The sequence below is a fragment of the Nitrospirillum viridazoti CBAmc genome (genome assembly GCF_000730165.1).
Lineage (GTDB): Bacteria > Pseudomonadota > Alphaproteobacteria > Azospirillales > Azospirillaceae > Nitrospirillum > Nitrospirillum viridazoti.
On sequence record NZ_CP022110.1, the window covers coordinates 2,078,639 to 2,091,492 of the forward strand.

The 12,854-nt window shown below is 68.5% G+C and carries 11 protein-coding genes; 7 read left to right on the top strand and 4 right to left on the bottom strand.

All coding sequences use genetic code 11. The annotated features are described in order from the left end of the window. Nucleotides 1-106 precede the first annotated feature (106 nt). From tkt to thiE, 6 genes are all read left to right on the top strand, one after another. Nucleotides 107-2,122 carry a transketolase gene (gene tkt / locus Y958_RS09560; protein ID WP_088871800.1) on the top strand — a complete coding sequence of 672 codons (2,016 nt, stop codon included), beginning with the start codon at nt 107-109 and terminating at the stop codon, nt 2,120-2,122. A gap of 214 nt (nt 2,123-2,336) precedes the next feature. Next, nucleotides 2,337-3,344, top strand: coding sequence for a type I glyceraldehyde-3-phosphate dehydrogenase (gap, locus tag Y958_RS09565; RefSeq protein ID WP_088871801.1), 1,008 nt, complete (start codon nt 2,337-2,339; stop codon nt 3,342-3,344). A 78-nt stretch (nt 3,345-3,422) separates the two neighbouring features. Beyond that, nucleotides 3,423-3,824: a hypothetical protein gene (locus Y958_RS09570; RefSeq protein WP_186291141.1), complete on the top strand. Its 402-nt coding sequence runs from the start codon at nt 3,423-3,425 to the stop codon at nt 3,822-3,824. Nucleotides 3,825-4,052: 228 nt separating this feature from the next. Beyond that, entirely contained in the window at nt 4,053-7,133 is a 3,081-nt protein-coding gene (locus Y958_RS09575) for a ligand-binding sensor domain-containing diguanylate cyclase (protein WP_145727891.1), read from the top strand. A 175-nt stretch (nt 7,134-7,308) separates the two neighbouring features. After that, nucleotides 7,309-8,238: a class I fructose-bisphosphate aldolase gene (locus Y958_RS09580; RefSeq protein ID WP_004271867.1), complete on the top strand. Its 930-nt coding sequence runs from the start codon at nt 7,309-7,311 to the stop codon at nt 8,236-8,238. Nucleotides 8,239-8,242: 4 nt separating this feature from the next. Then, nucleotides 8,243-8,872, top strand: a complete 630-nt coding sequence (gene thiE / locus Y958_RS09585; protein WP_088871803.1) for a thiamine phosphate synthase — start codon at nt 8,243-8,245, stop codon at nt 8,870-8,872. 14 nt (nt 8,873-8,886) lie between these two features. Here thiE and Y958_RS09590 read toward each other — a convergent pair whose 3' ends face one another. The 3 genes from Y958_RS09590 to epmA form a co-directional block, all read right to left on the bottom strand. Next, nucleotides 8,887-9,294, bottom strand: coding sequence for a type II toxin-antitoxin system VapC family toxin (locus Y958_RS09590; RefSeq protein WP_244909249.1), 408 nt, complete (start codon nt 9,292-9,294; stop codon nt 8,887-8,889). Further along, nucleotides 9,272-9,580 (bottom strand): hypothetical protein, encoded by a 309-nt coding sequence (locus Y958_RS31310; protein WP_145727890.1) that lies wholly within the window; start codon nt 9,578-9,580, stop codon nt 9,272-9,274. Before Y958_RS31310 ends, Y958_RS09590 begins: the two co-directional genes overlap by 23 nt. 75 nt (nt 9,581-9,655) lie before the next feature. Beyond that, nucleotides 9,656-10,711 carry an EF-P lysine aminoacylase EpmA gene (gene epmA / locus Y958_RS09595; protein ID WP_088871804.1) on the bottom strand — a complete coding sequence of 352 codons (1,056 nt, stop codon included), beginning with the start codon at nt 10,709-10,711 and terminating at the stop codon, nt 9,656-9,658. Nucleotides 10,712-10,827: 116 nt separating this feature from the next. On the opposite strand from epmA, the gene Y958_RS09600 reads away from it, so the two are divergent. Next, nucleotides 10,828-11,814, top strand: coding sequence for a lipid II:glycine glycyltransferase FemX (locus Y958_RS09600; RefSeq protein WP_244909250.1), 987 nt, complete (start codon nt 10,828-10,830; stop codon nt 11,812-11,814). A gap of 10 nt (nt 11,815-11,824) precedes the next feature. Here the strand turns inward: Y958_RS09600 and Y958_RS09605 are convergent, their stop codons facing one another. Then, complete coding sequence (locus Y958_RS09605; protein ID WP_088871806.1) at nt 11,825-12,850, bottom strand: alcohol dehydrogenase; 1,026 nt, start codon at nt 12,848-12,850, stop codon at nt 11,825-11,827. Nucleotides 12,851-12,854 lie beyond the last annotated feature (4 nt).

Below are 12,854 nucleotides of genomic sequence, written 5' to 3' on the forward strand. Positions count from 1 at the left end.
CCGTGGCGGCTTTCCCGGCCGAATCCGCTGGAACGGACGCCCCAACGGCTGCCCCTTTCCGGCCTTCTGAGCACAGCGCATCCGCTTGATGAAAGGCCCTCTGCCCATGTCGTCCCAGCCCGCAACCGGAGATGTCGTCGGGGGCGTTCCCCATAAGGATCTCGCCACCGCCATCCGCGTCCTGGCCATGGACGCCGTGGAAGCGGCCAAGTCGGGCCATCCCGGCATGCCCATGGGCATGGCCGATGTCGCCACCGTGCTGTTCACCCAGTTCCTGAAGTTCGATCCCAAGCGCCCGGATTGGGCCGACCGCGACCGCTTCGTGCTGTCGGCCGGCCATGGCTCCATGCTGATCTACGCGCTGCTCTACCTCACGGGGTACGAGGACATCGACCTGGAGCAGATCAAGAAGTTCCGCCAGCTGGGCGCCCGCACCGCCGGCCACCCGGAATACGGCATGGCCCGCGGCATCGAGATGACCACCGGCCCGCTGGGCCAGGGCATCGCCACCGCCGTGGGCATGGCCCTGGCGGAGCGTCACCTGAACGCCCGCTTCGGCGACGCGCTGGTCGACCACCACACCTATGTCATCGTCGGTGACGGCTGCCTGCAGGAAGGTGTGAGCCATGAGGCCGCCTCGCTGGCCGGCCACCTGGGCCTGGACCGCCTGATCGTCCTGTGGGACGACAACAGCATCTCCATCGACGGGCCCACCAACCTGTCCCTGTCCGAGGACGTGAAGGCCCGCTTCGTCGCCTATGGCTGGGACGTGCAGGCCGTGGATGGCCATGACCCGGTGGCGGTCGCGGCCGCCATCGCCCAGGCCAAAACCACCAGCACCCCGTCGCTGATCGCCTGCCGCACCACCATCGGCCTGGGTGCCCCGACCAAGGCCGGCAAGAACTCCAGCCACGGCTCGCCCCTGGGGGCGGCCGAGATCGCCGGCGCCCGCGCCGCCTACGGCTGGGAGCATGGCCCCTTCGAAATCCCGGCCCCCATCCTTGACACCTGGCGCCAATACGGCGCCCGGGGCGCCGCCGCCGCCGGCGCCTGGGACCAGCGCCTGGCCGCCGCCGACAACAGCCTGGGCACCGCCTTCAAGGCCGCCCAGTCGGGTGACGCGCCGGCCGAGCTGGACACCGTCATCGCCGCCTTCAAGCGCGCCACCAGCGAGGCCCGCCCCAGCGTGGCCACCCGCCAGGCCTCGGGCAACGTGCTGGACGCCATCTTCGACGTGGTGCCGGAACTGATCAGCGGCTCCGCCGACCTGACCGGGTCCAACAACACCCGCACCAAGGGTGTCGTCAGCCTGCAGCGCGACAAATACGAGGGCCGCTACATCCACTATGGCGTGCGTGAGCACGCCATGGCCGCCGCCATGAACGGCATGGCCCTGCACGGCGGCCTGATCCCGCTGAGCGGCACCTTCCTGTGCTTCGCCGACTACAGCCGCCCGGCCATCCGCCTGGGCGCCCTGATGAAGCAGCGCGTGGTGCATGTCATGACCCATGACAGCATCGGACTGGGCGAGGACGGCCCCACCCATCAGCCGGTGGAGCATATGGCGGCACTGCGCGCCATTCCCAACCTGCTGGTCTTCCGCCCCGCCGACCAGGTGGAGACGGCGGAGTGCTGGCAACTGGCGCTGCGGTCCAAGACCCGCCCGTCGGTCCTGGCGCTGACCCGCCAGAACCTGGCGACCCTGCGTGTCGAGCACACGGACGAGAACCTGGCCGCCAAGGGCGCCTACGTCCTGCGCGAGGCCGAAGGCGGGGTGGCCAAGGTGGTGCTGCTGGCCACCGGCTCGGAAGTGGAGATCGCGGTGCAGGCACGCGACGTGCTGCAGGCCGAGGGCGTGCCCACCCGCGTCGTCTCCATGCCCAGCTGGGAGCTGTTCGTGGAGCAGGGTGAGGCCTACCAGGCCCAGGTGCTGGGCGGTGATGACGTGGTCCGCGTCGGCGTCGAAGCCATGGTGCGCATGGGCTGGGACCGCTGGATCGGCCCCAAGGGCGGCTTCGTCGGCATGCCGGGCTTCGGCGAGTCGGGCCCGTACAAGGAGCTGTACCAGCACTTCGGCATCACCGTCGACGGCGTGGTCGCGGCCGCCAAGGCCCGTCTCTGAGTAAGTACCCAAGGCGGGGCCCAGGGAACCCAACCGGGAACCAGTCCCGGGTCCCCGCTTTGACACGAGCGTCCGGATGAGACGTCCCACTATGGTAGGCCTGCCATGCAAGCCCCATAGCGCCTAAAACGATGGCGTGGCGTTTACCATCTTCAAGGTTTCAGCATAGCCGGCCCGGTCCCTCGGGCGGTTCAACGATGTCGGAGGAAGACACATGGCTGTTCGTGTTGCCATCAACGGGTTCGGGCGCATTGGCCGTCTGGTGCTGCGCGCCATTTACGAGAGCGGCCGCAAGGACGTCGAAGTGGTCGCCATCAACGACCTGGCCGACGCCAAGACCAACGCCCACCTGCTGAAGTACGACAGCGTGCACGGCCGCTTCCCCGGCACGGTCGAGGTGGTCGACGGCAACCTGGTGGTCAACGGCCACACGATCAAGGTCGTGCAGGAACGCGACCCGACCAAGCTGCCCTGGGGCGACCTGGACATCGACGTGGCCATGGAATGCTCGGGCATCTTCACCTCGCGCGAAGGCGCCTCCAAGCACCTGACCGCCGGCGCCAAGAAGGTGCTGATCTCCGCCCCCGGCACGGATGAGGACATCACCGTCGTCTATGGCGTGAACCACGACAAGCTGACGGCGGAGCACAAGATCGTCTCCAACGCCAGCTGCACCACCAACTGCCTGGCTCCGGTGGCCTACGTGCTGAACAATGCCATCGGCATCGAGCACGGCTTCATGACCACCATCCACAGCTACACCGGCGACCAGAACACGGTCGACACGATGCACAAGGACCTGCATCGCGCCCGCGCCGCCGCGCTGAACATCATCCCGACCTCCACCGGCGCCGCCAAGGCCGTGGGCAAGGTGCTGCCGGAGCTGAAGGGCAAGCTGGACGGCACCTCGCTGCGCGTCCCCACCCCCAACGTCTCGGTCGTGGACTTCAAGTTCGTGGCCAAGAAGGCCACCTCGGTCGAGGAAGTCTCGGCCGCCATCAAGGCCGCCGCCGAGGGCCCGCTGAAGGGCATCCTGGGCGTCTATGCCGAGCCGCTGGTGTCCACCGACTTCAACCACGACCCGCACTCGTCCATTTTCGCCCTGAACGAGACCAAGGTCATCGACGGCACTTTCGTGCGCATCATGACCTGGTACGATAACGAGTGGGGCTTCTCCAACCGCATGAGCGACACCGCCGTCGCCCTGCACAAGGTTGGCTGATCCCGACCGGGATCGCGTAGGATGAAGGGCGCTGCGGCCATGCCGCGGCGCCCTTTTTCTTTCAGGACTTGAGCCGTCGTGAGCCGCCCGATCCGCGTCCTGTGCCTGGATGACGCCCGCGCCGCCCTGGCGGCAGCCGATGGCGCGCCCGTGCGTCTGGTCAGCGCGCCGGACGCCGGCGGGGCGCTGGGCGCCGGTGGCTGGCGCGCCCTGCTGGACGCCATCACGGCGGAGTTTCCCGGCGCGCGCATAACGGCCGTGCTGGATTGCGGCGATGCCGCCGGCCACGCCCTGGCTGCCCTGGCGCTGGGCATCCCCGACATCGCCTTTTCCGGCGACGCGGCCGCCGCCGCGCGCCTGGCCGATATCGCCCGAGCCCAAGGCGCCCGCCTGCACCCGGCGGACGGAGCCGAAGCCCTGGATCTGCGGGGCCGGCGCGACCCGGTGGCGGCCAGCCGAGCGTGGCTGACGCAGCCCTAACATTCAGCTCAGAACCAGATGGCTATCCTTGTCATTCGCCAATATTGAGCGAATTCACTTTCTGTTAAGTGCCGTCCATTTAAAATTGGCGACAGCGATCCCAGTCTCCATATCGGCGCGCACCTAGTCATCAACCTGGCGATTCATCGTCAACCGACCTATCCGGAAGGCTTGGCCGCGTGTACATCTAGCGGCGTGGCGGATGATGTCGGGATTTAGGGAACTGTTGTGCGGCAATTACGACAAATCCTGACTATTCTCGCGGCGACGCCCCTGGTCCTTGCCGCGGCCGCCGGCGCGGCGCCCGCGGGGTGGGAGCGGCTGCACACTACCCTCTTCAGCAATGTCGGCCGCGAGGCCGGTCTACCCCACCCCATCGCCATGGCCCTGGCGCAGGACAGCGACGGTTTCGTCTGGGTGGGCACCCAGGGCGGCCTGACCCGCTATGACGGCTACCGCTTCCGCACCTTCCAACACCAGGACGGCATTGCCGGCAGCCTGCCAGGCAACGTCATCACCGCCCTGGTTCCCGCCGCCGGCGGCCGGCTGTGGGTGTCCACCGCCACCGGCAGCATCGCGCGCTATGATCCCGCCACGGGGCAGTTCCAGGAGTTTCCGGAGCCGGCGGGCCTGCCCGCGCGCGGCGGCGTGCTGAGCATGGTCAGTGATGGCGGCGACGGCGTGTGGGCCGGCACCAACTCGGGGTTGGAACATGTGGATGCCGCCGGCACGGTGACGCGGGAGGCGCACCGAGCCGGGGACGCCACCTCGGCCCCCGGCGATCGCGTCCGCGCCCTACTACGCACCAGTGACGGCAGCCTATGGGTCAGTACCGTCACCGGCCTGATGCGCCGGGACCCCGGCGCCACCGCCTTCACCGCCGTCCCCCTGTTGGACGCCCATGGCCAGGCGGTGGCGGACGAGGTCATCGCCCTGACGCAGGACAGCGCCGGGCGGGTGTGGTTCGCCACCGTACGCTCCGGCCTGGGCCGGGTGCTGCCCGTCTCCGCCACCACCTGGGAGGCCGCCCGCCTGGTGCCGGAGGCCAGCCCCCAGGCCCTGGGCGGTCCGATGGTGTTCTGCCTGACCGAAGGGCGGCCGGGCGAAATCTGGGTGGGCCGGGTGGCCGGCGGCATCACCATCATCGACGCCGCCACCGGCGCGCTGCGCACCCTGCGCCATAATCCCCTAACCCCCACCAGCCTGGGGGACGACAGCGTCCACGCGTTGATGCGTGACCGCACGGGGTTGCTGTGGGCGGCCACCAACATGGGTGTCAGCCGCACCGATCTGGGCACCGACGCCGTCGACACCCTGCTGCCGGACTCAAGCGCGGGCGGCCTGCCCGACGCGAACGTCCTGGGCATCACCACCACCCCCGACGGCCGGGCCTGGATGGGCTTCAAGGACCACGGCGCCGCCCTGCTGGATCCGGCCGCCGGCATGGTAACGCCACTGCCGAACGTCGCCTCCCTGCCCCCTGGCGGCGTGGTCAGCATCACGGCGGCGCCGGACGGCGGCGTATGGCTGGGTGCCGGTACCGGACGCGCCCTGTTCCGCCATGATCCCCGCACCGGCCGACTGGAGCAGCATGCTTTTCCCGGCCAAGTGGTCGGCCCGGTGATCTATGGCCTGCCCGAGGGCAACTTCCTCTGGTTCGCCGCCGGCCCGCTGGTGCGTTACACCCCCGCGACGGGCGAGGCCACGGTCCTCCGGCATAACCCTGACGACCCGGCCTCGCTGGTTGATGACAGCGTCAACGTCCTGCTGCCGGATGGCGCCGGCGGCCTATGGGTGGGCACGCGGCACGGCCTGGATCGCATGGATGGGGCCACCGGCGCCTTCAGCCATTATTTGCACGACCCAGCCGATCCCCACTCCCTGCCAGCGGATCTGATCACCACCCTGCTGGTCGATCGCCACGGCCGGTTGTGGCTGGGAACCCTGGGTGGGGGCATCGGCGTGCTGGAGCGGCCAGCGGACCCGGTCCATCCTGGTGGCGTCTTCCGGCGCCTGACCATGGCCGATGGCCTGCCCAACGACAATATCGGGACCCTTCTGATGGACGGCGGCGGCCGGGTGTGGGCCAGCACGGCCGATGGCCTGGCCGTCATCGATCCCGACACCTGGGCCACCCGGGCATTGGGGCGGGCCGACGGCGTCGCCATCCCCGCCTATTGGATTCATTCCGGCGCCGCCCTGCCGGACGGCAGCCTGATCTTCGGCGGCGGCGGCGGCGCGACCGTGGTGCATCCCGACCGTTTCAAGCCAAAAACCGAACGGCCCCCGGTGGTCGTCACCGCCGTGCGCGTTGCCGGCCGGGCCGTGCCCACCGGCACCATGGCGGCGCCGGCGCCCATCCGCCTGGCCCCCGGCGACCGCAGCGTGGAGATCTCCTTCGCCGCTCTGGACTACACCGCGCCGGAGGACGTCCGCTATGCCTACACGCTGAGCGGTTTCGACGAGAACTGGACGGAAGCCGACGCCACCCAGCGCATGGCCGCGTATACCAACCTGCCGCCGGGCCGCTACACCCTGCTGATCAAGGCGGGCGACCGGGCGGGCGACTGGTCCACCCCGGTCAAGGTGTCCATCAAGGTGCAACCCGCCTGGTGGCAGACACTGTGGGCCAAGCTGGCCGCCGTCGTGCTGGCGCTGGCCGGCGTCGTGGCCCTGGTACAGGTCCGCACCGCCTACCTGCGCCGCCGCCGCGCCGCGTTGGAGGAGCAGGTGGCCCGCCAGACCCGGGATCTGCTGGCCGCGAACGAGCGGTTGAAGGATCTGGCCAACCGCGACCCGCTGACGGAAATCCACAACCGCCGCCATTTCATGGAATTGGCGGAGGCGGCGCTGACCCTGGCCCGGCCGATGGGCACGCCCGCCGCCCTGCTGATGATGGACATCGACCACTTCAAGCAGGTGAACGACACGCTGGGCCACAGCGCAGGGGACGAAGTGCTGCTGGCCGTGGTGGCCCGCATCCGCGCCCTGCTGCGCAAGACCGACGTCTTCGCCCGGCTGGGCGGGGAGGAATTGGCGCTGTTCATGCCGGACGCGGACGAGACGACAGCCCTGGCGGTGGCGGAGCGTCTGCGCCGGGCCGTCGGCGATACGCCCTATGACATCGAGGGGGCCGGCGTCGTCGCCGTGACGGTCAGCATCGGCGTGGCCGCGGGCCCCCCCACCCTGCCGCTGAAAGAGCTGCTGGACCGGGCGGACCATGGCCTGTACGCCGCCAAGCGGGCCGGCCGTGACCGGGTGGCGGCCGGCCACGCGAAAAACAAGGGGCCGGATGGCAACCGGCAATAACGCGGCGCGCGGCCCCAGCAAAATCACTAGTCGCCCGTCGCTTTTGGCGGAAATCTGCCATGATCTCGCCCCGACCCTGGGGCAGATTGCCAAGCACCCGATGCTGGGATATCAACCCGGCATCACGCGTACAATAAACACAAACACTCAAAACAGACTCGGGGATACCGTAACCATGAAGCTGACCCGCCGCGTTAAGGAAATCCTTTCCTGGTACGAGAGCGACAATCCCGGCACCAAGGCCAACCTGGCCCGCATCCTGATGGAAGGCCGCCTGGGCGGCACCGGCAAGATGGTCATCCTGCCCGTCGACCAGGGCTTTGAGCATGGCCCCGCGCGCAGCTTCGCGCCCAACCCGCCGGCTTACGACCCGCATTATCATTTCCAGCTGGCCATCGACGCCGGCCTGAACGCCTATGCCGCCCCCCTGGGCATGCTGGAGCAAGGTGCTGCCACCTTCGCAGGCGCCATCCCCACCATCCTGAAGATGAACAGCTCCAACAGCCTGTCCCGCGGCGGCGACGCGCCGGACCAGGCGGTGACCGCCACCGTGGCCGACGCCCTGCGCCTGGGCTGCTCCGCCATCGGCTTCACCATCTACCCGGGCTCCGACGCCATGTTCGACCAGTTCGAGGAGTTCCGCGAACTGTCGGCCGAGGCCAAGGCCTGCGGCCTCGCCACCGTGCTGTGGTCCTATCCGCGCGGCGGCGACCTGGACAAGGACGCCGAACTGGCGATCGACATCAGCACCTATGCCGCCCACATGGCGGCATTGCTGGGCGCCCACATCATCAAGGTGAAGCTGGCCACCGACCACCTGGGCAACAAGGAGTCCAAGAAGGTCTACGAGGCCAAGGGCATCGCCCGGTCGACCCAGGCCGAGCGCGTGGCCGACGTCATGCGCTCCGCCTTCAATGGCAAGCGCCTGGTGGTCTTCTCCGGCGGTGCGGCCAAGGGTGAGGACGCGGTGTTCGACGACGCCCGCGCCATTCGCGACGGCGGCGGCAACGGCTCCATCATCGGCCGCAACAGCTTCCAGCGCAGCCGTGAGGACGCGCTGGCCCTGCTGGACCGGATCGTTCGCATCTACCAGGGTAAGGAATAAGTTTTTGAAGGCTGATTGCCGTCTGTACCTGGTGACGCCGCCGGCCCTGGAGCCGGCGGCGTTCGCCGTAGACCTGGCCGCGGCCCTGGACGCGGGCGACGTCGCCTGCGTCCAGCTGCGCCTGAAGGATGTGGACGACGACACCGTGCGTCGCGCCATCGACGTGCTGCGCCCCATCGCGCAAAGCCGCGAGGTGGCCTTCATCCTGAACGACCATCCCCGCCTGGCCCGCGAGACTGGCTGCGACGGCGTCCACGTCGGCCAGGCCGACACGCCCTATCGCGAGGCGCGCAAGATCATGGGCGCCGAGTCCATCGTCGGCGTCACCTGCCACGACAGCCGGCACCTGGCCATGGTGGCGGGCGAGGACGGGGCGGACTACGTCGCCTTCGGCGCCTTCTTCCCCACCGGCACCAAGGAGACGGAGCACCGGGCCACGCCCGACCTGCTGACCTGGTGGCAGGAGATGATGGAAATCCCCTGCGTCGCCATCGGCGGCATCACGCCGGAGAATTGCGGCGACCTGGTGCGCGCCGGCGCCGACTTCCTGGCCGTGGTCTCCTCCATCTGGCATCACCCGGAGGGGCCGGGTGCTGCGGTGCGGGCCTTCAACAAGGCCATCGCGGAGGCGTGAGGAACACCCGGCGCCTACAGCGCCGGGATCACGTCGGTCTTGGAAAAGTCATCGCCAACGAAAAGCAGCGGCAGGTTGCGTTCCCACGCCAGGGCATAGGCGTAACAATCGCCCATGTTCAGCCTCGCCGGGTGGACGCCCTTCCCCAAGCGATCGTAGGCATCGGCGACACGGCGCGCCTCATTCGCGGTGATCGGAACCACGGCCATTGCCTGACGGCCAGCCAGGAGTTCCAACAGATCTCCAAGCCCCTTACGCCGCGCAACGATCAACGCCTCCGCCAGAGTTCCCGCGCTGATGAACATTTGATCGGCACGCTCCAGGCAAGCTTCGCATTCATCCGCCCGAGGACCATCCCGGATGATTTCGATTAATGCTGAACTATCACCACGATGGATATCATCCGGGCAGGCCATCCTCATCGTAGAGAAAATCCTGACTCCTGGCGGCATCGAATGCTTCTCCGCTTGAACGGCGCCGGGCTTCTTTCAATATTTCGCGCAGGAAGGCGTTACGCCGTTCCTTTTCCACCTGCCATTCCGCTTCTGACAATTGCGCAGTGACATCAGCTTCCTCTCGCGTGACGTAGTCGGCGATCGCGTCCGCAGCTAAAGCCGACTGCCCCCGCCGGGTCACAGTCGCGAGTCGGCTCAAGCGCGCCGTAACATCGGAAGGAAGCTCGACCACCAGTGTCGCATTACGTGCCATACCCGACTCCCGCCACTATCGTTGCCCATGGAGCAACTCCACTATACGCCAGCCCTGCCAACGAGTCGAATCACCTCACGGCAGGGCCACCGGCGCCCACAGCACGTCGTCGATGCCGGCGGCGTTGGTGGCCAGCATGACCAGGCGGTCGAAGCCCAGCGCGATGCCAGCGCAGTCGGGCAGACCGAACTCCAGGGCCGCCAGAAAATCGGCGTCGATGGGATAACGCTCGCCATACAGCGACTGCTTCAAATCCATATCGGCCTCGAAACGAGCCTTTTGAACGGTGGGGTCCGTCAGCTCGCCAAAAGCGTTGGCCAGCTCCACGCCGCAGGCGTACAGCTCGAACCGTTCCGCCACGCGGCCGTCCTTCGGCTTGGGCCGAGACAGCGCGGCCATGGAGACGGGGTAGTCGGTCAGGAAGGTCGGCCGGCCCATGCCCAGGTGCGGCTCGATGCGGTCTAGGCTGATGCGGAAGAACAGGTCCTCCCAGCTGTCGCCATCGTGGGCGTGGATGCCCACGGCCGCGGCCGCCTGGGCCAGCAGGGCCACGTCGGGCCGGGCCGGGTCAGGCGCCGTCGCCAGCAGATCAATGCCGACATGACGCCGGAACGCCTCCTGCACCGTCAGCACCTCCCACTCCGCATGCGGATCACAGGTGAGGTCGCCCCGGCGCAGGGTGTCGACGCCGGCGGCGGCGCACAGCGTCCGGGTCAGGCCGATGCAGTCGTCCATCAGGTCGCGGTAGCCCGCCCCCACCCGGTACCACTCCAGCATGGTGAATTCCGGGCTGTGGGTGGGGGAGCGCTCGCCATTCCTGTAGACATGCGCCAGTTGGAAAATGCGCGGCAGGCCCCCCACCAGCAGCTTCTTCATGGTGAATTCCGGGCTGGTGTGCAGGCGCAGGGTCAACCGGTCGTCGGGATGGCTGCCCACCAGTTCGGTGGCGAAGGCCACCAGATGCGGCTCCAGCCCCGGGGACACCTGCAGCGCCGGCGTCTCCACCTCCTCAAAGCCACCATCCTCGAACCAGCGGCGCAGGGCGCGGGTCATGGTGCCGCGCGCCTTCAGGTTGGCGGCGCGCCGGGCCATGCGGTCGGGGTGCCACCAGGGCTGAGTGGGGGTCTTCATGGCTGGTGGTCCTTCCACGACAAGCGATATGCTGGGCGGCATACCGTTCCCACCTGCCGCTGTCGAGTCCCGTGGCCAAATCCACCCCCGTCAAAAAATCCAAGGCCCCGCCCCCGGTGACCCCCGCGCCTCAGCCGGAGCCCAAGGCGTCGGGCGCGGCGCCCAATGTCACCCTGCGCTGGGACGGTGCCCGCATCAGCGAATGGAATGCCCTGTTGAAGCGGGTGCCGCGCAGCAGCCTGACGCAATGCTTCGGCTATGCCACCGCCATGATGACGGTGGAGGGATGGAAACCGCGCCTGGGCATCTTCGAGCGGGACGGCCAGCCCATCGGCCTGGTGCTGGTATTGGAAAAGCGGCTGGCCCGGGCTGTGCGCGTCGCCAAGATCCACCGGGGGCCCCTACTGGCGCCGGAGGCTCAGGACTGGGGCATCGTGGGCGTGGCCTATCGCCTGTTGCGCCAGGCCTACCCCACGGGCCTGCTGCAGTGGCCCAGCGTCATCGCCGAGGTACCGGCCGGGCCCTTGGCCACCACGGCCCTGACATGGGCCGGCTGGCGCCACCAGCCCGGGCCCGGCTACCGCACCGTCTGGCTGGACCTGACGCCGGATGAAGCGACCTTGCGCGCGCGGCTGGACCCCAAGTGGCGCAACAAGCTGCGCCAGGGCGAGAAGTCGGGCCTGGTGGTGGAGGTGGACCGCGACGGCGCCACCCTGCCCTGGCTGCTGGAAAAGCATGAGGCGGATCGTAAGGAGCGCAAGTACCGCGCCGCCGGCAGCAAGCTGCTGACCCGCCTGCGCACCGTCATGCACAAGGACGGCGACGTGCTGGTCCTGCGCGCCCTGCTGGACGGCGAGCCGGTGGCCGGCGTGCTGATCTTCGGTCACGGCGTGGCCGCGACCTACCAGGTGGGATGGAGCGGCCCGGAAGGCCGCCGCACCCGTGCCCACCACCTGCTGCTGTGGCGGGCCTGCCTGGAACTGAAGGCCCAAGGCCGCGTCGCCTTCGACCTGGGCGGCCTGACGCCGGACGTGGAGGGCATCAACACCTTCAAGCGCGGCCTGGGCGGGGAGGAAGTGGAACTGGCAGGGGTGTGGAACTGAGGGACGCTGATCACATCGTCAAGACGATGCGGAATTGCGCCTGGTTGCGCATCATGCGGTCATAGGCTTGGCGGGCCTCCGCAAGGGGCACGGTCTCGACCAAGGCGCGGATATCCTGGAGCACGCTAAACGCCAGCGAATCCTCACTTTCGATGGTCGTACCGGTCAAGGAGCCGCTGACGGAGACATCGTTCTGCACCAGCGCAAAGGGCGATATCTCGACGGGTTCCGCCCCCACCCCCACCACCATCAGCCGCCCATGCGGCGCCAAGCCAGCCACGAGGGGTGAAATGGCTTTGGGCGCCGTAACCGTCGAGACGATGACCCGGGCCCCGCCCAGAACGAGCAGCGCGGCGGCGGCGTCCTCGCCGGCACTGTTGATGTAATGGTGGGCGCCCAACGCCTTGGCCGGCCCTTCCTTCTCCCTACCCCGGGCGATGGCCACCGTGCGGAAGCCCATCTTGCGGGCGAACTGCACCGCCAGGTGGCCCAACCCGCCGACCCCATGGATGGCGACGATGTCGCCCGGCCGGGCGCCGGACTTCTTCAGCGCCTTGAAGACGGTAATGCCCGCACACAACAGGGGTGCCGCCTCGACTGCGGCCAGCGCGTCGGGAATGGAGACCAGGGCGTTCGCCTGCGCCAACATCATCTCGGCATAGCCGCCATCATGATGGACCCCCGTCCAGCGCTGGTCGCGGCAGGCGGTGAAATGACCTCGCCGGCATTCAGCGCAGCTGCCGCAATTTCCCGCCAGGAATCCAACCCCGACCCGCCGGCCGAGGGCCCAGCCGGTCACCCCCTCGCCCAACGCGTCGATGCAGCCCACCACCTCGTGACCCGGCACCCGGGGATAAACGATGTCGGTCACGCCACCCTCCACGGTCATGGCGTCGGTGTGGCAAATCCCGCACGCTTCCACCCGGATGCGGACCTGTCCTGGTCCAGGCGGGACCAGCGGCAGATCGACCATTTCCAGGTGCCCGGGCCGGGACACCTGGATAGCCCTGTAAGTCTTGGCACTCATATCGGTCATTGAG